This is a genomic window from Peribacillus sp. NPDC101480, from assembly GCF_050277335.1.
Lineage (GTDB): Bacteria > Bacillota > Bacilli > Bacillales > DSM-1321 > Peribacillus.
Genome location: NZ_JBNNSB010000004.1, coordinates 374,471 through 398,147 on the forward strand (window position 1 = coordinate 374,471; position 23,677 = coordinate 398,147).

Here is a 23,677-nt window from a genome sequence, read left to right on the forward strand (position 1 = left end):
TAATGCAGAAACAAAAAAATATGAAGCATGGGGCAGCCGGATTATTCTTCTTATTCGGCCTGCTCTTTTTTGTATTAGTCTGCCGCTTTTTGTATATTCAGGTGACGGGAACAGCAGGCGGGGAGGTACTGGCTTCGAAAATCGACAAGAAATATGAAAAAAAACAGGTCATAGAAGCCAAAAGGGGAAGCATACTCGATACAAAGGGGGAAGTCATCGCCGAGGATACTTCCTCCTATATCTTAAGGGCTGTACTCAGTGAAAAGGAGCCCGAGCATGTCAAGGATCCGGAGATGACCGCTAGTAAGCTTGCAAAATATATCGACATGGATGAACAGGACATTTATGAAAGACTTACGAAAAAAGGGGCATACCAAGTGGAATTTGGCAGTGCCGGCAAGGACTTGACTCAGGTCGTCAAGCAGAAAATAGAAAAATTGGAACTGCCGGGAATTACATTCGGAAGAACCAATAAACGTTTCTATCCTAATGGGATTTTCGCCTCCCATCTGATTGGCTATGTAGAAAAGGATGAAGAAACGGAAGAAATGGCTGGTAAGTTCGGCATTGAAAGATACCTCAATAAAGAATTGCAGGAAACGGATGGGAAGCTGACATATGACAGTGACTCATGGGGCTTCCTTTTACCAGATAAGGAGGAAAAGGTGGTTGCCCCGGATAATGGAAATGATGTCATGCTGACCATCGATAAGAAAATACAAACGTTCTTGGAAGATTCGATGAGCAAAGTGCAGGAAAAATACGATCCCGAACAAATCATAGCGATTGTCTCCAATCCAAAAACGGGGGAGATAGTGGCGATGGGGCAAAGGCCTACCTTCCATCCGACAACGAAAGTCGGGCTTACGGATACATGGCGTAACCTGGCTATTGAAGAAACATTCGAACCGGGTTCAACCATGAAAACATTCACCCTTGCCGCTGCTGTTGAGGAAGGGGTCTTTAATCCGAATGAAAGTTTTGTGGCAGGTACCTACAAAGCCGGATCGGGAAAAATCGGAGATCATAGCGGAATCGATAGAGGGAAGAGCATGACCTTTCTTGAAGGGGTTCAGCGTTCCTCCAACGTAGCTTTCGCAACACTTGCAATGGATAAGATAGGAGCGGATACTTTTCGTGAGTATTTGACTAAGTTCGGATTTGATAAAAAAACGGGAATTGACCTGCCGAACGAGATAACCGGTAAAATTCAATACAAGTATAAGCTTGAAAAAGTGACTACTGCCTTTGGACAGGGTTCGACCGTTACACCGATTCAACAAATCCAAGCTGCATCCGCAATTGCCAATGACGGAAAAATGATGCGGCCATACGTAATAAAAAGCATCTCCGATCAAGATACCGGAAAAACTTTGAAAACGACAAAGCCGAAAGTGACAGGGCAACCGATTTCGGAAGAAACTGCAAAACAGGTACGTGATTATTTGGAAACGGTAATTTCCGCGAAAAAAGGAACTGGGAAAAAATATGCCATTGATGGTTATGAAGTAGCGGGAAAAACCGGTACCGCACAAATTCCAGGTCCGACAGGTAGATATTTAGAAGGGAAAAATAACTATGTATTCTCCTTTTTAGGCATGGCTCCAAAAGATGATCCACAGTTGGTCATGTATGTGGCGGTCAAGCAGCCGAAGTTAGGTGCATCTTATGTTGGGGCTGATCCATTGTCAGAGATATTTAATCCTGTCATGCAAAATAGCCTGCAATATCTAAACATCAAACCTTCTGATGTTAAAAAACAAAAAGCAAATAAAATCAAAGACTATACGAATCAAACCGAGAGTTCAGCTGTCAAAGAACTGAAGGAACTTGGCTATGATGCAAGTACGATCGGAAGTGGGCGTAAAGTACTCGATCAATCCCCAAAAGCCGGGAGTATACTCTTACAGGGTGAAAAGATAATACTTCGGACTGAAGGAGAAATGAATGTTCCTGACATGAAGGGATGGTCCCTGCGCGATGTTATGAAATTGGCTAAGGTTGCAAAACTGGATCTGAAAACTGAAGGTGCTGGATATGTGAGTAAACAAAGTCTTGAGGCCGGGAAAAAAGTAAAGGAAGGAGAAACCATCAATATTGAATTATCCCAGCCTGAAGGGGCTGGTGTAGATATACCGACTAAAGAGAAAACAGAGTGAAGATAAAGAGGGGATCCCAAATGGATTCCCTCTTTATTTCTTTCAAGGTTTCTAGTCTAGCATCGATTAGACAAGCATATATTGAAGCATGTATGAAATGGAGGTGCCTGTTTTTGCGTGTTTCGAATGTTACTGTCCGAAAACGGCTGGCAATCGCATTGGCGATCGGTATCGTTGTTTTTTTTATCATTGATATCCGATTGGGAATTGTACAGTTTTATCTTGGGGATAAGTTGACGGGGCTGGCTAAAGATTCCTGGAGCAGGAATATTCCTTTTGAAGCCAAACGAGGAGAAATCCTCGATCGGAATGGTGTCGAGCTGGCAACGAATATATCTGCGCCAACGGTCTATGTCATCCCAAGGCAGATTGAGAATCCAGGGGAGACGGCGGAACAGCTTGCTTCAATATTGGATATGACAAAGGAAAAGGCTTATCAATGGTTAACGAAACAGGCGATGAGCGTCAGGATTCCGGAAGGCAGAAAGATATCTCATGAAAAGGCGAAGGAAATTAAAGCATTAGGGATAAAGGGTGTTTATATCGCTGAAGATTCAAAGCGGCATTACCCATTTGGTGAATACCTTTCGCATGTTCTTGGCTTTACGGGCTCCGATAATCAAGGGTTGATGGGTATTGAATTGTCTTATGATAAGGAACTAAGCGGGGAAAAAGGATTCGTTAAATTTTACTCGGATGCGAAAGGGAAAAGGCTTGAGAATATGGCCGATGACTATAAGCCTCCTGTTGATGGCGATAACCTGAAGCTAACAATCGATAGCAAAATCCAGACAATCGTGGAGAGGGAGCTCGATAATGCGGAGGCGACATATGATCCCGATGGGATAATTGCCATTGCAATGAACCCGAATACCGGGGAAATATTGGCAATGTCCAGCAGGCCGACCTTCGACCCAGCCAATTTCCAAAATGTACCTTCAGAAGTGTATAATCGTAATTTACCTGTTTGGAGTATATATGAACCAGGTTCGACTTTTAAGATCATCACGCTTGCTGCGGCGCTTGAGGAAGGGAAGGTCGACTTAGAAAAGGAACATTTTTATGATTCCGGTCATGTGGAAGTGTCAGGGTCTACACTGCACTGCTGGAAAAGCGGAGGACATGGTGACCAAACTTTTCTTGAAGTCGTCGAGAATTCATGTAACCCGGGGTTTGTTGAATTAGGGAACCGGCTTGGTAAAGACAAGCTGTTTAAATATATAAATGATTTCGGGTTTGGGCAAAAGACGGGGATAGATTTAACCGGAGAAGGAAAAGGAATCATGTTCAACATGGATCAAGTGGGTCCGGTTGAGCAGGCAACGACTGCGTTTGGACAAGGTGTTGCCGTAACGCCCATTCAGCAGGTGACAGCGGTATCGGCTGCTGTGAATGGCGGAACTTTGTATACACCTTATATCGCGAAGGAACTAGTGAACCCCAAAAATGGGGAAGTGCTGATGCGAAAGACCCCACAGGCGAAGAAAAAGGTGATTTCAGAAGCAACCTCTAAGAAAGTCCGTCAAGCACTTGAATCCGTTGTCGCCCAAGGTAGCGGTAAAGGAGCTTTCGTGGAGTCGTACCGGGTCGGCGGGAAAACGGGTACTGCCCAAAAAGCTGAAAATGGCCGATACCTTGAAAATAATTATATTCTCTCATTCATAGGTGTCGCTCCAGCGGATGATCCGCAAATCGTCGTTTATATAGCTGTGGATAATCCGAAAGGGACGGTACAATTCGGTGGGGTAGTAGCCGCACCGATCGTTGGGAACATCATGGAGGATTCACTTAGGGCCATGGGCGTCAAGCCAAGGAAAAACCAGATTGAGAAGGAAACGGTCTGGACGGATCCCGTAATGGTCGAGGTACCTGACGTTGTGGGTCTCAGCAAAAAAGAGTTGCAAACCCAGCTCATCGACCTTAAGCTGGATATTGCCGGAAATGGGGATAAAGTCATAAATCAAGCCCCGGATCCAGGCGTTAAAGTAAAACAAGGCTCTACAATAAGAATTTATCTTGGCGAAAATACAGAATAAGTATAATATATATATGAATAGTTAAAGCGGCTGAAGAATCATCAGCCGCTTTGTTTACGGAGTCGGGATAACCCCGTATAATTGAAATTGGTTTTCTCGACAAGCCGAGGCTAATCACATATAATGAATCCTCAAATTAAGTTGAGAGGGATGGAAAAATGAAGCTTCACAAATTACTATCTTATTTACACTCCTTATTTCCGTATGAAGGAGAGAATCCTGAAATCACCTCCATTGAAAATGATAACCGTAAAGTCATAGACGGAAGTTTATTTGTTTGTATAAAAGGTTATACAGTCGATGGTCATGATTTTGCCCAACTTGCTGTAGAACATGGAGCTGCAGCAGTCATTGCCGAAAGGCCGCTTGACCTCGATGTTCCCGTGATCGTAGTCAGGGATTCGAGCAGGGCGATGGCGGTGCTTGCCGATGCATTTTATGGCCATCCGACTCAAAAGATGCGCTTGATCGGAATTACAGGTACGAATGGAAAGACGACGACCAGTCACTTATTGGAAAAGATTTTCGAGGATCGACAAGAAAAAACAGGCTTGATTGGCACGATGTATACAAAAATTGCCGATACGGTATATGAAACCAAGAATACGACGCCAGATAGCGTTACGCTGCAGAAGGCTTTTCATGAAATGACCGAAGCATCAGTTACAACGGCCATCATGGAAGTTTCATCTCATGCACTTGAGCTTGGACGTGTCCATGGCTGTGATTATGATATTGCCGTCTTTACGAATCTTACACAGGATCATTTGGATTTTCATAAGACCATGGACAGATACAGGCAAGCAAAATCCTTGTTTTTCTCACAGCTCGGCAATGCTTACATAGAAAATCGTCCTAAATATGCTGTGCTTAATGCTGATGATGAGGCAACAGCCGATTTCATTAAAGCGACTGCTGCGACAGTGGTAACATACGGCATAGACAAAGAAGCGGATATCAGGGCCACGGATATAAAAATTGATGCAAATGGCACATCTTTCACCTTGACAGCAGGTAAAGAAGAGCGTTACATTCAGCTGAAGCTAATTGGTAAATTCAGTGTTTATAATGTACTATCTGCCATCTCTGCCGCTCTGTGCGCCGGTAACGATCTGGATGAGACAATTAAATCCATCGAGGAAATAAAAGGTGTTGCAGGCCGTTTTGAGCTCATTACAGCGAATCAGGACTTCCCGGTCATTGTTGATTATGCTCATACTCCGGACAGCTTAGAAAATGTACTCAAGACTGTTGGTGAGTTTGCTAGAAAGAAAATCTTTGTGATAGTGGGCTGCGGCGGGGACCGAGACAAGACAAAGCGTCCCATCATGGCCGAAATTGCTTGCAGCTTGGCGACTGACCCGATCTTCACTTCGGATAATCCGCGAAGTGAAGATGCTGCCCAGATCCTCCGGGATATGGAAGCTGGTGTAGCAGGCAAAGAATATACGGTTATCGAAGACCGCAGGCAGGCGATAGCTTACGCTGTTTCCAAGGCGGAAGAGGGCGACGTTATATTAATAGCTGGAAAGGGTCATGAAACATATCAATTGGTCGGTGACGAAGTGCTTCACTTCGATGACCGTGAAGAAGCGGAAAAGGCGATTCAAAGTCGTTTAGGTTCAGTTTGAACCGGCGCTAAATTGCCCTGGAGCAAATAAGAAAAGACATCAAGCAGAATTTTATATTTGAATTGTGTTAGGAATGAGGGAGTAAGGAATGTTGGAACAAGTGATTTTTTATACGATTTTGGTGGCGTTTTTAGTAACCGTTCTTCTTTCGCCGATTTTCATCCCGTTTTTAAGAAGATTGAAATTCGGGCAAAGTATCAGGGAAGAAGGCCCACAATCGCATCTGAAGAAAACGGGAACACCCACCATGGGCGGTTTGGTCATATTATTATCTGTTACCATCGCTACACTGATCATGACTTTGAAATTCTCGGCACCTTCAACCGAAACGTATTTATTACTATTCGTTACTTTAGGTTTTGGTTTATTAGGTTTCTTGGATGATTTCATCAAAGTGGTCATGAAGCGAAACCTGGGACTGACCTCCAAGCAAAAACTGCTTGGACAAATTGTGATTTCGGTCATCTTTTACTTCGTCTTTAAGCAGACAGACCGTTTTAATCCTGAATTGACGATTCCAGGCACTGACTTTGCTTTTGATTTTGGCTGGTTTTATCTGTTTATCGTTATTTTCTGGCTTGTAGGTTTTTCGAATGCCGTCAATTTGACGGATGGGCTTGATGGACTTGTCTCAGGAACATCAGCCATTGCCTTTGGTGCTTTTGCCATTTTGGCCTGGAGTCAGTCACAATATGATGTCGCTATTTTTTCGGTGGCGGTTGTCGGTGCAGTACTTGGATTCTTGGTATTCAATGCACACCCAGCAAAGGTTTTCATGGGGGATACAGGTTCCTTGGCCCTTGGAGGAGCGATCGCAACCATCGCTTTGTTAACGAAGCTTGAAATCCTCCTGGTAATCATTGGCGGAGTCTTCGTCATAGAGACGCTCTCGGTCATCCTGCAGGTAGGATCTTTTAAAACGACTGGTAAACGTATTTTTAAAATGAGTCCGCTTCACCACCATTATGAGCTTTCCGGCTGGTCGGAATGGCGCGTCGTCGTGACTTTCTGGACAGTGGGGCTGCTGTGTGCGGTACTCGGAATCTATTTAGAGGTGTGGATATAATTGAAAGAGACTGCAAAGTATTCAGAGAAAAAGATATTAGTATTGGGTTTGGCAAAAAGCGGAGTGATGGCAGCTTCGCTTCTACATAAATTAGGTGCATTCGTGACAGTCAATGACATGAAGCCATTATCGGAAAATCCTGAGGCTCAAGGACTTCTTGAACAGGGAATCAAAGTCATCTGCGGCAGTCATCCGATCGAGCTCCTTGATGAAGGTTTCGAGCTGATCGTGAAAAACCCGGGAATCCCTTATCGGAACCCTATTATAAAAGGGGCATTGGAAAAAGGGATTCCAGTTATAACGGAAGTTGAACTGGCCTATCAGATAAGTGAGGCACCTTTCATAGGAATCACTGGTACAAATGGGAAAACGACCACGACAACATTGATATACGAAATGTTGAAAACCGGTGAAAAATCCCCGCTGATTGCCGGTAATATCGGGACAGTGGCTTCTGGTGTTGCCCAAAAAGCAAAACCCGATGACTCGATCGTCATTGAATTGTCGTCGTTTCAGCTAATGGGAATAGACGAATTTCGTCCTGAAATCTCAATCGTGACAAATTTGTATGATGCACATTTGGATTATCACAGTTCCAAACAGGAATATGTCGAAGCAAAAGCTGCCATTACAAAAAATCAAATAGCCTCAGATTTCATGATTTATAATGCAGATCAAGATCTTGTTTTATCCATGGCGAAAAAGACCAAGGCTGAACTTGTTCCTTTTTCAGCTGAAGTGAAACATGAAAATGGAGCCTATGTGGAAAATGGCGCCGCCTGTTTCCGAGGAGAAAAAATCATTGAAGTTTCAGAGATAGCCCTTCCCGGAAAGCATAATTTGGAAAATGTGCTCGCGGCCATCTCGGCGGCAAAACTGAAGGGTGTAGCTAACGAAGCCATTCAGACTGTACTGAAAACATTTTATGGTGTGGAGCACCGTCTGCAGTTTGTCGCAACGATAGATAACCGTAAATTTTATAATGATTCGAAAGCGACGAACATTCTTGCAGCTTCCAAAGCATTAACATCCTTTACGGAACCTGTCATCTTATTGGCAGGCGGTTTGGATCGCGGAAATGAATTCGATGAGTTGAAACCGGCGATGAAAAATGTCAAAGCCGTGATAACTTTTGGTGAAACTGCAGAAAAAATTGAACGGATAGCAAAAGAAATAGGAATAGCGAATATAAAACGTGTCGATAATGTAGAAAAGGCCGTGCCGGCTGCATTTGAATTATCAAATGAAGGCGACTGCATTCTTCTCTCCCCGGCTTGTGCAAGCTGGGATCAATATAAAACTTTTGAGCAAAGAGGAGACATGTTTATGGAGGCCGTGCATAAACTTAAGTAAGAGCTTACGCAAAAGAGAAGTGAACCTACTTCTACGTTGACACCTTGGAAAAAAGCGATAATGAGCCGTTATCGCTTTTTTTTTGACTAAAGTGCTGACAAGCAATCAGCATAGATGTTTATATTCGCAGGCTCGAAAAACTTCCTAGAGGTGGATGTCCGTGCCATTAAAAAAATCGAATCCTGATCTCATTCTCATTATCGTCACCTTAAGTCTTTTGACTGTTGGATTAATCATGGTTTACAGCGCGAGTGCCATATGGGCAACATATAAATTTGATGATTCGTTTTATTTTGCTAAAAGACAGTTGCTATTTGCGTGCGTTGGTGTCATAGCCATGTTTTTCATCATGAATGTGGATTACTGGACGTGGCGGACATGGGCCAAGATCCTTATCATCATTTGTTTCATTATGTTACTGGCTGTACTTGTACCGGGTATAGGGATGGCGAGAAATGGTTCGAGGAGCTGGATTGGTGTAGGTGCCTTTTCGGTCCAGCCTTCTGAGTTCATGAAGCTGGCAATGATCGCTTTTTTAGCTAAGTTTTTATCAGAACGGCAAAAGCTGATCACCTCCTTTAAAAAAGGGATGCTTCCATCCTTGGGTTTAGTGTTTTTGGCATTTGGTTTGATCATGTTACAGCCGGACCTTGGAACGGGAACGGTAATGGTTGGAACGTGCATCGTCATGATTTTTATTTCCGGGGCAAAGATCAGTCACTTTGTCGGGTTGGGGCTAATCGGGGTAGCAGGTTTTATCGGTTTGATTTTGTCGGCGCCCTACCGGATAAAGAGGATCACGTCTTTCCTGGATCCTTGGGAAGACCCTTTAGGCAGCGGGTTTCAAATGATTCAATCGTTTTATGCAATCGGGCCCGGTGGATTGTTCGGCCTGGGACTCGGGCAAAGTCGCCAAAAGTTTTTCTATTTACCAGAACCGCAGACTGATTTCATTTTTGCCATCCTTTCAGAGGAACTTGGCTTCATCGGGGGCTCTCTTGTCATTTTATTATTTGCGCTCATGCTTTGGCGGGGAATTCGGATCGCACTTGGTGCCCCTGATTTATATGGGAGCCTTGTAGCGGTGGGAATCATTGCGATGGTCGCCATACAAGTGATGATCAATATAGGGGTGGTAACGGGACTGATGCCAGTTACGGGGATCACCTTGCCCCTCTTAAGCTATGGCGGTTCATCACTGACGCTCATGTTGATGGCGATTGGGGTGCTCCTGAATATTAGCCGTTATTCAAGGTTCTGAAATAAGAAAAATATATGGTTGAGCAAAAGGGAAGTCCTGTTAAACGCAGGGCTTCCCTTTTTTTACATTGAAAACCCTTGCCGGAAAACGATTTTGGAGGGAGCCTTGCCGAAATTTAGAAATAAATGAAATGTCGCTTAAATATTACCATGTATGAATGTTGAGGAATCCACAATAAATATTGGCAATACGGCTTTGTTTAGACTATAGTATAAGAGGGTTAGGCCGTACTGGGGCTTGCTTCTGTTCATTTTTCTGCTAAAAGGCGTTATTAATCTTGTAATATAAGGGACCTCATGGAAGAGGAAATGAAAATTTATAACTTGGAATTTTTGGAACAACAAGGAGGTTTATCATGGATAATGTGATAAAGCAATTAACTGAAATGAAAATCGGCAAAGTTCTTGAACAGGAACCGCTTGCGAATCATACAACTATGAAAATTGGGGGGCCGGCTGATTTATTCATCGTGCCGTCATCCATTGAAAATATAGAAAAAACGATGCAGGTCATTAAAGATCATGGGATGCCATGGAGGGTAATCGGCAGGGGCTCGAACCTACTTGTCAGTGATGGCGGAATTGAAGGTGCCGTTCTTAAATTGGGTAAAGGACTTGATCATCTCGAGATAAATGGGACGGAGATAAAAGCAGGAGCTGGGGTATCACTTGTCAGCCTGTCCGTGCAAATCAGTAAAAAAGGGTATGCAGGATTGGAATTTGCCAGTGGAATTCCTGGTTCCGTCGGCGGAGCAGTCTATATGAACGCTGGTGCACACGGTTCCGATATGAGTGAAATTCTCAAGGAGGCACATGTTCTTTTCGAAGATGGAACTTTAGCATGGCTTTCGAAGGAAGAAATGGAGTTTTCTTATCGAACTTCTCTGCTTCAGAAGAAAAGACCGGGTATCGTACTGGAAGCAATATTTCAATTGACAGAGGGCGATAAAACCGAAATCGTCGAAAGAATGCAGAATAACAAGAATTACCGTAAAGATACCCAGCCGTATAATCTTCCATGTGCCGGGAGCATATTTAGGAATCCACTTCCACATCATGCGGGTAAATTGGTCGAGAATGCAGGCCTGAAGGGACATTCTATTGGAGGAGCCCAGATTTCACCGATGCACGGGAACTTTATCGTTAACACAGGTAATGGAAGTGCAGCGGATGTTCAAGCCTTGATACAGCATGTGAAGGATACTGTGTATGATAAATTTGAAATTGAAATGGAAACAGAAGTGGAAATTATCGGCAGAAAATAATGGATTCATTATATCCAGATATTGTGATATAATGTGTTACCTTTTAAAGTTTGTAAATAGCCAAATATTGAGTTTGTCTTTGATTTCACACTTTCAAGAACCATCCATTTTTTCAGGAAGAGGTGAAGGGGATGGAAAAGGGGAAAATCGTTTCCATTGAGGACCGCATCCCGAAATTAAAACAATTAAGAAAAAGCAAAGCAAACAGGCGGCTTGTTCTTTTGCTTTCCCTTTTCTTCATTCTGGTTGCTTGTGTGCTATATTTCTTATCCCCGTTGAGCTATGTGAAATCCGTGCAGGTAGAGGGGAATCGTTATATTACTTCCAAACAGATCATTAAATTGAGTAAGGTGAAGAAGGATCGAAGCATCTGGAAGGTTGATACAGGGGCAGCAGCAGCCAATATCAAAAAAAATCAAGAAATAAAAAGCGTTAAGGTGACTCCGGTATTTCCCAATTCCATTAAAATCACGGTTTCGGAACATAACAGGATGGCATATCTGTCCAATAATGGGAAGTTTGCACCCATTTTGGAAAACGGGTCCGTTTTAGAGGAGCTAGCAACAGGCGAAATTCCAGTATTTGCCCCTGTTTTAATTGGTTTCAAAGAGGGTAAAGCATTAAAGTTGCTTTTAGAAGAGCTGGACAAGCTTCCTGTCGAGATTCAGAATGCCATTTCAGAAATTCATTATTCTCCAACCAAAACCGATGACTATCATATCGTCATGTATATGAACGATGGGTTTGAAGTAAGTGCGACAAGCCGTACTTTATACGAGAAAATGATTCACTATCCATCGATAGTCAGCCAGTTGGATCCAGAGGTAAAGGGAGTCATCGATCTGGAAGTGGGTTCTTATTTTAAAGCATATGAAGACGCTGAACAAAAGGAAGACACCAATGAGGAAAATTAATGGCAAACGGGTGGTTTTGCCCCTGGTTTGCGTGGTTCTCGGATTCATGATTGCCTTCTCTTACAATCTGACCAAAGATGGTGAAGGTGCAGGGAAGGGCAAAGACTGGGACCAGGAATATGAGCTCAGGCAGCAGCTGATCGAACAAGAGAAACAGAATCGGGAACTTCAGAAGGAACTCCTTCAGAAGCAGGAAAATGTGTCCCAAATAGAAAAGGACCTAGCGCAGGAAAAACAGCTTTTTTTCAATTTGGCAAAGGATACGGAAAAATACCGAATGTTTCTCGGAAAAGTGAAGGTGAAAGGCTCAGGCCTTCAGGTGACGCTTGAAGATGGTACAGATATGGAGTCGGAAGCCAATGTTAATAACTACCTCGTTCATGAACAGCATGTCTTCAAGGTCGTCAATGAACTATACATATCAGGTGCAGAGGCTGTTGCGATTAACGGTCAAAGGTTAAATCATGATTCATACATAATCTGTAATGGGCCTGTGATTACAATCGATGGCCATCAGCATCCTGCTCCCTTCATCATATCTGCGATAGGGGACCCGGAAGTCCTGGGTGCTTCACTGGATTTACCGGGTGGCATCAAGGAACAGCTGGTTAATGAGAATATTATCTTTACAGTGGAAAAGCAAAAGAATATCATTTTTGATCCAATTATTGGAGGGTGATCGTGACCGCCGGATTCGATGAAAGATTGGTGAGAAACTGGAAATGAAAAAAAAGCTTTCTTTTAGTTTGGTTACGTTGATTGCTGGCTTCATGCTCGCTATTCAATTCAATTTGGTGAATCAGCCTGTCGTATCCGATACAAGGGATATGTGGGAACTGAAAAATGATTTATTGAAAGAACAGCAGACCCAGGCGGAATTAATAGAGGGTATCAGTAAGCTTGAGGGAAAAATAGCATCTTATGAAACAAAGAAAAATGAGAGTAAGGAAGAAGTCTTGCGTGACACCCTGATCGAATTGAAGACTGACGCAGGTTTGACGGAAATAAAAGGTAAAGGGGTCATCATTTCCATACAGCCTATCAAAGCCGATATCCTTCTTGGTGAGAAGGTCGAGTATATTTCACCAGTATTGATCATTCGGCTCATTAATGAAATGTATAGGTATGGCGCTGACGAAATTTCCATTTCAGGACAAAGGTATATATCAACATCGGTTATTCGTGATATTAATGGGCAGCCGAAAATGGACGGATATCCTCTTGTTCATTACCCGGTCGAACTGCAGGCAATAACCGTGAATCCAAAGAGACTGAAGCAGCGCATTGAAGGTTCCGAACTTATGGATGATTTCTTTATAGACAATTTTGAAGTGCAGATTAAGGTGCCTTCCGGCGAGTTGACATTGCCGGCTTACCAAAATGCTATTAACGTGGAACATATGGAACCCATTATGGATGGGGGGGAATCGTGATGTGGCTTTCAGTTTTTGGTCTGTTGATTGGAATCACCCTTGGTTTTTTGGTGGATTTTGATATTCCCCATGAATATTCAAATTATCTCTCCATAGCCGTGCTTGCTGCTTTTGATACCTTATTTGGGGGAATACGGGCTCATTTGCAAAATCTTTATGATGAAGTTGTATTTGTAACAGGATTCTTCTTTAATATTATTTTAGCCGCAGGTTTGGCTTTTCTAGGTGTACATCTTGGTGTAGACTTATATTTAGCCGCAATCTTTGTATTCGGTGTCAGGCTCTTTCAAAATATTGCCCTGATTAGAAGGATCCTGATTGAAAAATGGTCCATTTCCCGGAAAAAGCAGAAAAAAAATCTATAATTTTAAAGGGAATTAAGTTATAAATGACGAATAGTTTATGGCAGTATCTAGTTTTTTTAGTAAATCAGTCTCGTAGAGAAGCGAACAATATGCACCATAAAGTACGAGTTTTGTTCGGGAAATACAAAATGAAACGCTTATCTATGTAATTCGTCAGTTGTTGTAAACAGTTCTGTTATTCTATAATGTATAAGTCTTCGATATAAAAATGTTATTCTACTAATACATGTATAAAACTGAAGGAGGTGCCATGGAATGAACAGCAACGAAATATACGTAAGTCTTGACATCGGTACATCCAGTGTAAAAGTTATCATTGGGGAAATGGTCAATGACACATTAAATATAATCGGTGTAGGAAATGTTAAATCAGAAGGGCTCAAAAAGGGTTCGATCGTCGGTATAGATGAAACCGTCCAATCCATTCAAAAGGCTATAGAGCAAGCAGAACGGATGATAGGGATGGAGATAACAAAGGTAATCGTCGGCATAAGCGGAAATCATGTGACGCTTCAGCCGTGTCATGGGGTAGTAGCGGTATCCAGTGACAATAAAGAGATTACCGAGCATGACGTTTTCCGTGTCAGGGAAGCAGCGGAGTTAATAACGATACCATCCGACAGGGAAATCATCGACGTGGTGCCGATTCACTACAAAGTTGATGAACTTGATGAAATCAGTGATCCACGGGGCATGATAGGTGTCCGGTTGGAAATGAGAGGGATTTTAATCACAGGTCTTCGGACAATTTTACATAATACGCTGCGCTGTGTGGAAAGGGCAGGATTGGAAATAACCGATATCGCCCTTCAGCCTTTAGCCGCAGGTTCCCTTGTTTTATCCAAGGATGAAAAAGAACTTGGTGTGGCACTTGTCGATATTGGCGGAGGTTCCACGACTCTGGCAATTTTCGAACAAGGCTATTTACAATATACGTCTGTGATACCTATAGGCGGGGAAACACTTACGAAAGACCTTTCCATCGTTCTAAGGACGACGATGGAAGAAGCTGAGAAAATAAAAGTAAAGCATGGACATGCCTTTTATGATGACGCGTCTGAAGATGAAGTATTCCAAATACCGATCATCGGCAGCGATCAGCAACAGACCTGCAACCAGTTAATGCTTTCGGATATCATTGAAGCGCGGGTGACCGAAATATTCGAGTTGATTCAAGATGATTTGAAGAGACTTGGCTTCCAGGATATACCGGGTGGTTTCGTGTTGACCGGGGGCGTCGTCAAGATGCCGGGTGTCCTGGAGCTAGCTCAATATGTATTCCAAAACCGAGTAAGGACAGCTGAACCCAATTACATCGGTGTTAGGGAACCCCAATACACCACGGCTGTTGGTTTGATTAAACACGCATGCAAGAAAGAGAGAATGCAAAAAAACACCGCTAATAAAACTCCTGTAGCAGCTGGACAAGCACAAGAAGATAACGACCAGCGCAGCCAGAAGGTTTCTCAGAAAAACAAAGAGAACACGGCTAAAAAACAAGGTGAAAAAGGTGAATCTAAATTCAAAAAAATCCTAGGTTACTTTTTTGAATAACAATCATTAAGAATCGGGAATTTCGTCAAAATAGGAGGATTGTCATGTTGGAGTTTGATTCTAATCTAGAACAATTAGCAACGATAAAAGTAATAGGTGTTGGCGGCGGCGGAAACAATGCGGTAAACAGAATGATCGAGCATGGAGTACAGGGTGTTGAGTTTATTTCTGTCAATACTGATGCACAGGCTCTTAATCTATCAAAAGCAGAAATCAAAATGCAAATCGGTGGAAAGCTTACACGCGGTTTGGGTGCAGGTGCCAATCCCGAGGTAGGAAAAAAAGCTGCAGAAGAAAGCAAAGAGCAGATCGAAGAAGCGCTTAAAGGTGCCGATATGGTATTCGTAACGGCTGGAATGGGCGGCGGTACGGGAACGGGGGCTGCTCCTGTCATAGCGGGCATTGCTAAAGATCTAGGAGCACTTACAGTGGGCGTAGTTACGCGTCCATTTACCTTCGAAGGCCGAAAACGTGCAACACAGGCACAAGGCGGCATTTCATCCATGAAGGAATCGGTTGACACACTGATCGTCATTCCAAACGACCGCCTCCTTGAAATCGTCGATAAAAGCACGCCAATGCTTGAAGCATTCCGTGAAGCAGATAATGTGCTTCGTCAAGGTGTACAAGGGATTTCAGATCTAATTGCTGTTCCAGGTCTAATTAACTTGGACTTTGCCGATGTGAAGACCATCATGTCCAACAAAGGTTCCGCACTTATGGGAATCGGGATCTCATCAGGGGAAAACCGTGCGGCGGAAGCGGCGAAAAAAGCCATTTCCAGTCCGTTGCTTGAAACATCGATTGATGGTGCCCAAGGCGTACTGATGAATATTACCGGTGGTACGAACCTAAGTCTATTTGAAGTCCAGGAAGCGGCCGATATCGTGGCTACTGCATCCGATCAAGACGTAAACATGATCTTTGGTTCGGTTATCAATGAAAACTTAAAAGATGAAATCGTCGTTACGGTAATTGCAACAGGCTTTAACGAGGTTGAAGCTTCAATACGGCCTACTGGACGTCCAACACTCGGACAACAGCAGCAATCAAGACCTCAGACACAACAACAAACGCCACAGCAAAACGTGAAGCGGGAAGTGAAAAGGGAAGAAGTCAATGAACAGCCTGCACGTAATGCAAATCAAGGTGATGAGGCCTTGGATATTCCAACATTCCTCCGTAACCGTAATAGACGCCGTTAATATCGACGTCACATGCCGTCCCCATTTGGGGACGGTTTTTTGTCGTTTAAATGAATTCCTTAAAAGCAGTAGTGTCCAATCATAATGGGGGCATTCTTCAGCTTTATCACTCTGACCGAAGTGCAGGGCGCAATCTGCATAATAGTATCTTTGTTCCTGCCTGCATGTCACTCAGCGGTATCTGACGGATTGCCTTGGCAGAAGGAATCCAAAAAGATGAGAGCAATAAATTATTAAACTTTTATAACATAAATCGACAGAAGTAAAAGGGAGCAGGATAGTCTCCATGACTGTAATGAAAATATCAATAGCTGTTTTTCTACAAAAAGGGTAAAAATGACTGAAAAACTCTTAAGTTTTCAGTACAAAAAGTGACACACTTTCTAAGGGCAGGTACGCTATACTTTTTGCTAGTGGAAGGTTAGTTCATAAAAGGAGGGGAGGGTTTTTGACTTTATATTTAGATGTGATCTGGTTGTTGAATTGGTTATTTGACTGCCTCCTTTTATATTGGACCGCAATTATTCTCAAACGAAGGGTAGCTCTTTGGCGGGTATGCATCGGCGGGCTGATTGGTTCCTTCATTATCGTATTGGCATTCACTCCTTTTTATGCAATTGCCGACCGAGTGTATATGAAGATTTTAGTATCCCTGGTCATGGTGCTGGCAACCTTTGGGTTTAATAGGTTAAAACTTTTCATGAAATCGGTGGCCACTTTATATTTCGTGACGTTTTTATCGGGAGGAATCCTTCTGGGACTACATTACCTATTTGAATTCCAAATCGTGTCAAAGGACCCTGGTCAATATGCAGGAATCAACCGTTTTGGGGATCCTGTCAGCTGGATATTCGTAATGATCGGGTTCCCGCTCGCATGGCAATTTTCCAAGCGGACACTTGAAGGAATGGAGATGACAAAACTTACACATGAACAAATGGTTTCGGTCTCGGTTAAAATTTCTGACTTCGAAGGAAAATTTCATGGATTGGTGGATAGCGGCAATCAACTATATGACCCGATTACACGTTCCCCAGTAATGATCATCTCTCTTTCTGGCGGGGAAGCAGGAATTCCGGACGATATGCTGGAGCTTTTTAAAAACCCTGATAACCTGATTAGTCAGGAAGAGCAGCCCGAATATTCATGGACAGGAAGAATGCGTGTCATCCCTTATAAAGTCGTGGGTCATGAACATCAGCTGTTAACCGCAATCAAACCGGATTACATCAAAATCGTTCAAGGAGAAAAGGAATTTCACGTCAAGCAGGGTCTCGTTTCGTTTACCTTTCAGCAACTCTCTCCAGACAATAGCTATCAATCTATCGTTCACCCGAAAATGTTAACCGGGATACCGGTGCAAAATGCCTCCTGAACCATCGATTCACTCTTAAATTTGACCCATAATCCGTTTATTAGAAGGGAGAATTATTTTGAAGAAATTCATTCTTCGGCTCACTTATTTTTGGTACAAACTATTGTTCAAGCTCGGATTGAAAACGGACGAAATATTTTATATAGGAGGGAGTGAGGCACTGCCGCCTCCCCTTTCAAAGGAAGAAGAGGCAATACTGATCAATAAATTACCCAATGGCGATGAAGCTGCACGCTCGATCTTGATTGAACGTAATTTAAGGCTGGTGGTTTATATTGCCAGGAAATTCGAAAACACCGGCATCAATATTGAAGATTTAATCAGCATTGGTACCATAGGTTTAATCAAAGCTGTGAATACATTCAATCCTGAGAAGAAAATAAAACTGGCTACATATGCTTCGAGATGCATCGAGAATGAAATATTAATGTATTTACGCAGAAATAACAAAATCCGTTCTGAAGTTTCTTTTGATGAACCTTTGAATATTGATTGGGATGGTAATGAACTTCTGTTATCCGATGTACTTGGAACGGACGATGACATTATCACGAAAGATCTTGAGGCAAACGTTGACCGTAAGCTGCTGACAAAAGCACTTACACAGTTATCCGAGCGTGAAAAACAGATAATGGAACTCCGTTTTGGACTTGCGGGCGGAGAAGAAAAAACCCAAAAGGACGTTGCCGACATGCTGGGGATTTCCCAATCTTACATTTCGCGTTTGGAAAAAAGGATTATTAAGAGGCTTCGTAAAGAATTTAATAAAATGGTGTAAAAAAATATTTTGCTTAAATGTCAATCAAATCAATACTTTGGTAGCAATATTGAAAAATAATGGCGGATTTCTATTCTAGCCATGTGCATATTTTTTCCTCCCGCGGAGATACTGTTTTTTGTACAGCGCTCCTGTGAGGAGGGAATAATTTTGTCTCGTAATAAGGTTGAAATCTGCGGTGTGGATACATCAAAATTACCGGTTTTAAAGAATGAAGAAATGAGAAAACTCTTTAAAGAACTGCAAGATGGCGATATTTCAGCAAGAGAGAAACTGGTAAACGGGAATCTTCGACTCGTTCTAAGCGTCATTCAACGCTTCAACAATCGGGGAGAGTATGTAGATGATCTATTTCAGGTAGGCTGTATAGGGTTGATGAAGTCGATAGATAACTTTGACCTAGGTCAAAATGTTAAGTTTTCAACGTATGCTGTACCGATGATTATTGGAGAAATCAGAAGATATCTTCGTGACAATAATCCAATTCGGGTATCCCGTTCTTTAAGAGACATCGCTTACAAAGCTTTGCAGGTAAAAGAGAAGCTCATAAGCCAGACCCTTCGTGAGCCGACAGCTGAAGAAATCGCCAAGGTGTTGGAAGTACCTCATGAAGAAATTGTTTTTGCACTAGATGCTATACAAGATCCAGTTTCACTTTTTGAACCGATTTATAATGATGGCGGGGATCCGATTTATGTACTCGACCAACTGAGTGATGAAAAAAATAAAGATAGTACCTGGATTGATGAAATAGCTATAAATGAAGGCATGAGACGGTTGAATGACCGGGAAAAAATGATCCTTCGTAAACGGTTTTTCCAAGGGAAGACGCAAATGGAGGTAGCCGAGGAAATCGGCATTTCACAAGCACAGGTCTCCCGATTGGAAAAAGCGGCAATCAAGCAAATGAATAAAAATATCCAACAGTAGAAGCTGAGCATGAGAAGTAGTTAGCTGAAGCGGGTAGGGCAAAAATGTCGATACCCGCTTATCAGCTACTTATCCATAGCGGCTTTTTTATTTTGTAGAAAAGCCCTTCCGTGAATCGAATGGACGTTTATTTATCGTATTCTTCATCCTTGAGCGCATCATGTCATATACATAGGAATAGGACCTTCATCTATGATGAAATTTTGAGGAGCTGAGTGATGTGACCAGGATTTCCGAATTTCAAATTAAGGATATCGTCAATATAGCGGATGGTAAGAAATTAGGTAATATGTCAGATCTTGAAATCAATACGGCCACGGGGAAAATAGAGGCCATCGTCGTTTCGAATGGAACCAGATTGATGGGTTTTTTTGGCAAGGATCAGGATATTGTGATTCCGTGGCGCAAAATAAAAAAAATCGGTGCAGATGTCATACTTGTTGAACATCAGACGGTATTTCAAGCAGAACTGAAAGATGAACGGTTTTAAGGTGCATGGCGCAAATATATGATACACTAGACTAAAAATAAAGAGGTTTATAGCATGAAAGAGCCATTTGTTTTAATAAAAGATCAATATATGCTCATTGACAGCTGGAGACAAAAAAATCTCCAGCTCGTAGCGGGCTTCACCACAAAAAATGGGGGAGTCAGTACAGGCGATTTTCAAACATTGAATACCGGTTTTCATGTCGGTGATAAACTTGAAGATGTCCAGGGAAACCGCAGGATCATAGCCGATAAGCTGATGTTTCCGCTTAATGAATGGGTAGGTGCCGAGCAGACACATGAAACGAAAATCCGTCAAGTTACCAGCCGTGATGGCGGGAGAGGTGCTATGGATTATGATTCTGCCTTTAAAGCGACTGACGGCTTCTATACGAAGGACCAAAACGCTCTATTGACCCTATGCTATGCAGACTGCGTGCCCTTATACTTTCTTGCTCCGGCGCATGGTATGATTGGGGTGGCACATGCTGGCTGGAAGGGTACCGTTAATGGAATTGCACGAAAAATGGTTGAGGCTTGGCTTAGTGAGGGTATAAAAGCAAGTGAGATATTTGCTGTTATTGGACCGTCGATTTGTTCGAAATGCTATGTAGTTGATGATTATGTCATGGATTTAGTGCAGAATTTGCTGGTAGATATTGACGAAAAGCCCTATAATTTAATCAGTGAAGGACAATATCAGTTAGACCTTAAGCAACTTAATGCATTGATTCTTCAAAAATTAGGAATTCCAAAAAGTCAGATCGACGTTACATCATACTGTACAAGCTGTGATCATGAATTGTTTTTTTCACATCGCCGTGATAACGGGAAGACAGGCAGATTGATGAGCTTTATCGGTTGGAAGGAGGATTTAGAGTAATAGTGAAAGTAGTGGACAATTTAAAAAACATCGAAGAAAAAATAAATAGAGCATGTGAAAATAGTGGAAGGGACCGCGAAGCGATAAAGTTGATCGCAGTAACGAAATATGTTTCGGTCGAGAGAGCGAATGAAGCTTTGGAAGCGGGAATACTCGATTTGGGTGAAAACCGTGACGAAGGGCTTTTGACTAAATATGAAGTGCTCAAGGACAAGCCCACCTGGCATTATATTGGTTCCATGCAAACACGCAAAGTAAAGAATGTCATCGATAAAATCTCGTATATCCATTCATTGGATCGCATTTCTTTGGCAGAAGAAATTCAAAAGCGCGCAAAAGAGCCGATAAACTGTTTAGTGCAGGTGAATGTTTCTGGTGAGGAATCAAAACATGGTCTGGATCCTGACGCGACAATGGATTTCATAAAAGGGTTATCCGACTTTGATAAGGTGAATGTTGCAGGATTGATGACGATGGCTCCATTGACCGATGATGAACAGGTTTTGCGGGAATGCTTCCGGAAACTGAAGGGCATCCAGGTTGAAATACAAAATTTAGCGTTGAAGCATGCCCCCTGCACTGAATTGTCCATGGGAATGTCCAATGATTTCATGATTGCCATTGAAGAAGGCGCTACAATGATCAGGATTGGTACAGCACTTGTAGGCGAATAATTTTAAGGAGGTACGCAATAGATGTCGTTCGTATCAAAATTTAAATCTTATTTCGCGCTGGATGATGAGTATGAGTACAGGGAAGAAGTAGTGGAAGAAGAGGAGGCTGAACCAAAAGTCGTGAAGTCAGCTAAACAGCAGCAGTCAGCTTCTGCAGGGAATAATACAAATCAGAATATCGTAAGTTTGCAAAGCGTACAGAAATCTTCTAAAGTAGTATTATTGGAGCCTCGTGCTTATGCAGAAGCCCAGGAGGTAGCTGACCATTTAAAAAACAGGCGTGCTGTAGTCGTGAACCTTCAACGAATCCAGCATGACCAAGGAAAGCGAATCATCGATTTTCTAAGTGGGACTGTCTATGCAATCAGCGGGGATATCCAAAAAATCGGAACAGATATATTCTTATGTACCCCGGACAACGTCGATGTTTCCGGTAATATTACCGGCTTCGCCGCCGAAGAGGAGTACGAAGAAGCGAGGTGGTAATGGTTAATGGGTTTAGTGCTTCAGGGTTTATATTATTTAATTGAAATTTATTCAATGGCATTAATCGTTTACATATTGATGTCATGGTTCCCCAATGCAAGGGAGACGTCGATTGGTCAATTTCTGGAAAAGATTTGCGAACCATATTTAGAACCGTTCAGAAAGTTCATTCCGACGCTTGGCATGATCGATCTTTCACCACTTGTGGCCTTGCTGGTTCTTAATTTTGCCAGCGGTTATGGGATCTATTACTTACAGACTTTGATAGGATGATCGACAATTAACCTGACATGCATCTTACTACACAGTCGGAAAATCCTCCGCTGTGTAGTAGCAACGCAGAATGAATTTAATTCATTCCTTATGGTCGACCATTAATTTGATAACTAAGGAGCATTTATTCAATCATGAGTATTTATCAGCATTTCAGGCCGGAGGAAAAAGATTTTATTGACCAGGCTATGAATTGGATTGATCAGGTTAAAAATTCCTACGCTCCGAAACTATCTGATTTTCTTGATCCGCGTCAGCAGGAAATCCTTACTTCCTTAATTGGGAATGATCCGGATGTGAAACTGCAATTCAATGGCGGAAGCGATTTCGTAGAGCGAAAACGTGTGCTTATTTATCCTGATTATTACTCTCCTGATCCATCGGATTTCAATATCTCCTTATACGATATCTCCTATCCAAAAAAATTTGTAACGCTTGAACATAGGCAAATACTTGGAACCTTGATGTCACTTGGGGTAAAGCGTGAAAAATTTGGTGATATAATAGTGACGGAGGAGCATATTCAATTTATAGCTGCCGAAGAGATGGATTCATATCTCACTGGAAATCTTGAGAAAATAGGTAAAGCTTCCGTTTCCATCAAACGGCTTCCAATCGAGAATATCGTTCAAGTTAAGGAAAAGTGGGAAGAGCAAGTAACCACCGTCAGTTCCCTTAGACTTGACAGTGTGCTATCGTCCGTCCTGAATATGTCCCGTCAAAAGACGCAGGCCTTGATAACGTCAGGAAAAGTAAAGGTGAATTTCAAGCAGACGGAAAACGTTTCGGAAGAATGCCGTGAAGGTGACACACTTTCCATCAGAGGTTTTGGCAGGTGTAAAATAGCTTCAATCGATGGGAAAACCAAGAAGGATAAGTGGAGAATCTCGTTAGGCAGACAAAAATAATTCAATAAAAAGCAGGATTTATAAATTTATTGTCGAATATAGAGTTTTAACATACTAGAGTAGAAACCGTTCTGGAGGTGCCGTAATGCCCTTAACCCCGATAGATATACATAACAAGGAATTTAACAAAGTATTTCGTGGGTATGATGAAGATGAAGTAAATGAATTTCTCGACCAGGTCATTAAAGATTATGAACTGATTTTGAGGGAGAAGAAAGAACTTGAAGATAAACTGAACGAGACTTTTGATCGTTTGGGACATTTTACGACAATTGAGGGTACACTTAACAAGTCGATTATTGTCGCTCAGGAAGCAGCCGAAGAATTAAGGCGCAATGCCCAAAAAGAAGCGAAACTGATCATAAAGGAAGCAGAGAAAAATGCTGACAGGATCGTCAATGAGTCACTAGTGAAAGCAAGGAAAATAGCGATGGATATTGAGGATTTGAAAAAGCAATCCAAAGTATTCCGGACACGTTTCAAAATGCTTGTCGGTGCACAGCTGGATTTGCTGGATAATGACGATTGGGATCATCTTCTGGATTATGAAGTGGATGCGACTGAAATAGAATTAAATGAGAGAGTGGAAGAGGAAATTTAAACGATTCCTTGACTTTGAACACTTTTTTCGCATATAATT

Annotated in this window: 23 protein-coding genes; all 23 read left to right on the forward strand. The window is 42.3% G+C overall.

The window, feature by feature from the left end:
- The first annotated feature begins 2 nt into the window (after positions 1–2).
- The 23 genes from ACQKMF_RS16165 (at position 3) to ACQKMF_RS16275 (ending at position 23,638) form a co-directional block, all read left to right on the forward strand.
- Positions 3–2,159, forward strand: a complete 2,157-nt coding sequence (locus tag ACQKMF_RS16165; RefSeq protein WP_427574042.1) for a penicillin-binding transpeptidase domain-containing protein — start codon at positions 3–5, stop codon at positions 2,157–2,159.
- Positions 2,160–2,272: 113 nt separating this feature from the next.
- Positions 2,273–4,195 (forward strand): stage V sporulation protein D, encoded by a 1,923-nt coding sequence (locus ACQKMF_RS16170; RefSeq protein ID WP_230177554.1) that lies wholly within the window; start codon positions 2,273–2,275, stop codon positions 4,193–4,195.
- Between the two features lie 158 nt (positions 4,196–4,353).
- Positions 4,354–5,826, forward strand: a complete 1,473-nt coding sequence (locus ACQKMF_RS16175) for a UDP-N-acetylmuramoyl-L-alanyl-D-glutamate--2,6-diaminopimelate ligase (RefSeq protein WP_101224578.1) — start codon at positions 4,354–4,356, stop codon at positions 5,824–5,826.
- 88 nt (positions 5,827–5,914) lie between these two features.
- The gene (mraY, locus tag ACQKMF_RS16180) at positions 5,915–6,892 is read left to right on the forward strand and encodes a phospho-N-acetylmuramoyl-pentapeptide-transferase (protein ID WP_101224579.1); all 978 of its coding nucleotides are present in this window, start codon (positions 5,915–5,917) and stop codon (positions 6,890–6,892) included.
- On the forward strand, positions 6,893–8,245 hold the full coding sequence (murD, locus tag ACQKMF_RS16185) for a UDP-N-acetylmuramoyl-L-alanine--D-glutamate ligase (RefSeq protein WP_230177553.1): 1,353 nt from the start codon (positions 6,893–6,895) through the stop codon (positions 8,243–8,245).
- A 154-nt stretch (positions 8,246–8,399) separates the two neighbouring features.
- Positions 8,400–9,506 (forward strand): stage V sporulation protein E, encoded by a 1,107-nt coding sequence (spoVE, locus tag ACQKMF_RS16190; protein WP_245406448.1) that lies wholly within the window; start codon positions 8,400–8,402, stop codon positions 9,504–9,506.
- 355 nt (positions 9,507–9,861) lie between these two features.
- Positions 9,862–10,770: a UDP-N-acetylmuramate dehydrogenase gene (murB, locus tag ACQKMF_RS16195; protein WP_260357038.1), complete on the forward strand. Its 909-nt coding sequence runs from the start codon at positions 9,862–9,864 to the stop codon at positions 10,768–10,770.
- A 131-nt stretch (positions 10,771–10,901) separates the two neighbouring features.
- The gene (locus ACQKMF_RS16200) at positions 10,902–11,684 is read left to right on the forward strand and encodes a cell division protein FtsQ/DivIB (RefSeq protein ID WP_402941737.1); all 783 of its coding nucleotides are present in this window, start codon (positions 10,902–10,904) and stop codon (positions 11,682–11,684) included.
- A complete protein-coding gene (locus ACQKMF_RS16205) occupies positions 11,671–12,363 on the forward strand; it encodes a DUF881 domain-containing protein (protein ID WP_402941738.1) in 693 nt (230 codons plus the stop codon). Before ACQKMF_RS16200 ends, ACQKMF_RS16205 begins: the two co-directional genes overlap by 14 nt.
- 43 nt (positions 12,364–12,406) lie before the next feature.
- Entirely contained in the window at positions 12,407–13,117 is a 711-nt protein-coding gene (locus tag ACQKMF_RS16210; protein WP_402941740.1) for a DUF881 domain-containing protein, read from the forward strand.
- Entirely contained in the window at positions 13,117–13,482 is a 366-nt protein-coding gene (locus ACQKMF_RS16215) for a small basic family protein (protein WP_034313884.1), read from the forward strand. Before ACQKMF_RS16210 ends, ACQKMF_RS16215 begins: the two co-directional genes overlap by 1 nt.
- A 255-nt stretch (positions 13,483–13,737) precedes the next feature.
- Positions 13,738–15,036, forward strand: a complete 1,299-nt coding sequence (gene ftsA, locus ACQKMF_RS16220) for a cell division protein FtsA (protein ID WP_034313882.1) — start codon at positions 13,738–13,740, stop codon at positions 15,034–15,036.
- A gap of 44 nt (positions 15,037–15,080) precedes the next feature.
- The gene (ftsZ, locus tag ACQKMF_RS16225) at positions 15,081–16,241 is read left to right on the forward strand and encodes a cell division protein FtsZ (RefSeq protein ID WP_230177549.1); all 1,161 of its coding nucleotides are present in this window, start codon (positions 15,081–15,083) and stop codon (positions 16,239–16,241) included.
- Positions 16,242–16,689: 448 nt separating this feature from the next.
- Entirely contained in the window at positions 16,690–17,616 is a 927-nt protein-coding gene (spoIIGA, locus tag ACQKMF_RS16230; RefSeq protein WP_101224587.1) for a sigma-E processing peptidase SpoIIGA, read from the forward strand.
- A gap of 58 nt (positions 17,617–17,674) precedes the next feature.
- Positions 17,675–18,394, forward strand: a complete 720-nt coding sequence (gene sigE, locus ACQKMF_RS16235; RefSeq protein ID WP_034313874.1) for an RNA polymerase sporulation sigma factor SigE — start codon at positions 17,675–17,677, stop codon at positions 18,392–18,394.
- A gap of 150 nt (positions 18,395–18,544) precedes the next feature.
- Positions 18,545–19,324, forward strand: a complete 780-nt coding sequence (sigG, locus tag ACQKMF_RS16240) for an RNA polymerase sporulation sigma factor SigG (RefSeq protein WP_034313871.1) — start codon at positions 18,545–18,547, stop codon at positions 19,322–19,324.
- A 220-nt stretch (positions 19,325–19,544) separates the two neighbouring features.
- Positions 19,545–19,814, forward strand: coding sequence for a YlmC/YmxH family sporulation protein (locus ACQKMF_RS16245; RefSeq protein ID WP_230158217.1), 270 nt, complete (start codon positions 19,545–19,547; stop codon positions 19,812–19,814).
- A gap of 54 nt (positions 19,815–19,868) precedes the next feature.
- Complete coding sequence (gene pgeF / locus ACQKMF_RS16250) at positions 19,869–20,696, forward strand: peptidoglycan editing factor PgeF (protein WP_427574049.1); 828 nt, start codon at positions 19,869–19,871, stop codon at positions 20,694–20,696.
- Between the two features lie 2 nt (positions 20,697–20,698).
- Entirely contained in the window at positions 20,699–21,370 is a 672-nt protein-coding gene (locus tag ACQKMF_RS16255; protein ID WP_427574051.1) for a YggS family pyridoxal phosphate-dependent enzyme, read from the forward strand.
- Between the two features lie 21 nt (positions 21,371–21,391).
- Positions 21,392–21,856 carry a cell division protein SepF gene (locus tag ACQKMF_RS16260; protein WP_057278438.1) on the forward strand — a complete coding sequence of 155 codons (465 nt, stop codon included), beginning with the start codon at positions 21,392–21,394 and terminating at the stop codon, positions 21,854–21,856.
- A 6-nt stretch (positions 21,857–21,862) separates the two neighbouring features.
- A complete protein-coding gene (locus ACQKMF_RS16265) occupies positions 21,863–22,129 on the forward strand; it encodes a YggT family protein (protein WP_101224591.1) in 267 nt (88 codons plus the stop codon).
- 134 nt (positions 22,130–22,263) lie between these two features.
- Entirely contained in the window at positions 22,264–23,037 is a 774-nt protein-coding gene (locus ACQKMF_RS16270) for an RNA-binding protein (RefSeq protein ID WP_427574052.1), read from the forward strand.
- Positions 23,038–23,122: 85 nt separating this feature from the next.
- Positions 23,123–23,638 (forward strand): DivIVA domain-containing protein, encoded by a 516-nt coding sequence (locus tag ACQKMF_RS16275; protein WP_034313857.1) that lies wholly within the window; start codon positions 23,123–23,125, stop codon positions 23,636–23,638.
- Positions 23,639–23,677: the final 39 nt, after the last annotated feature.

Bases quoted from the DNA above. Each gene is read 5' to 3' on its own strand.
- ACQKMF_RS16165 (WP_427574042.1), top strand. From the start codon at position 3: ATGCAGAAACAAAAAAATATGAAGCATGGGGCAGCCGGATTATTCTTC.
- ACQKMF_RS16175 (WP_101224578.1), top strand. From the start codon at position 4,354: ATGAAGCTTCACAAATTACTATCTTATTTACACTCCTTATTTCCGTAT.
- mraY (WP_101224579.1), top strand. From the start codon at position 5,915: ATGTTGGAACAAGTGATTTTTTATACGATTTTGGTGGCGTTTTTAGTA.
- spoVE (WP_245406448.1), top strand. From the start codon at position 8,400: ATGTCCGTGCCATTAAAAAAATCGAATCCTGATCTCATTCTCATTATC.
- murB (WP_260357038.1), top strand. From the start codon at position 9,862: ATGGATAATGTGATAAAGCAATTAACTGAAATGAAAATCGGCAAAGTT.
- ACQKMF_RS16200 (WP_402941737.1), top strand. From the start codon at position 10,902: ATGGAAAAGGGGAAAATCGTTTCCATTGAGGACCGCATCCCGAAATTA.
- ACQKMF_RS16205 (WP_402941738.1), top strand. From the start codon at position 11,671: ATGAGGAAAATTAATGGCAAACGGGTGGTTTTGCCCCTGGTTTGCGTG.
- ACQKMF_RS16210 (WP_402941740.1), top strand. From the start codon at position 12,407: ATGAAAAAAAAGCTTTCTTTTAGTTTGGTTACGTTGATTGCTGGCTTC.
- ACQKMF_RS16215 (WP_034313884.1), top strand. From the start codon at position 13,117: ATGTGGCTTTCAGTTTTTGGTCTGTTGATTGGAATCACCCTTGGTTTT.
- ftsA (WP_034313882.1), top strand. From the start codon at position 13,738: ATGAACAGCAACGAAATATACGTAAGTCTTGACATCGGTACATCCAGT.
- ftsZ (WP_230177549.1), top strand. From the start codon at position 15,081: ATGTTGGAGTTTGATTCTAATCTAGAACAATTAGCAACGATAAAAGTA.
- pgeF (WP_427574049.1), top strand. From the start codon at position 19,869: ATGAAAGAGCCATTTGTTTTAATAAAAGATCAATATATGCTCATTGAC.
- ACQKMF_RS16260 (WP_057278438.1), top strand. From the start codon at position 21,392: ATGTCGTTCGTATCAAAATTTAAATCTTATTTCGCGCTGGATGATGAG.
- ACQKMF_RS16265 (WP_101224591.1), top strand. From the start codon at position 21,863: ATGGGTTTAGTGCTTCAGGGTTTATATTATTTAATTGAAATTTATTCA.
- ACQKMF_RS16270 (WP_427574052.1), top strand. From the start codon at position 22,264: ATGAGTATTTATCAGCATTTCAGGCCGGAGGAAAAAGATTTTATTGAC.
- ACQKMF_RS16275 (WP_034313857.1), top strand. From the start codon at position 23,123: ATGCCCTTAACCCCGATAGATATACATAACAAGGAATTTAACAAAGTA.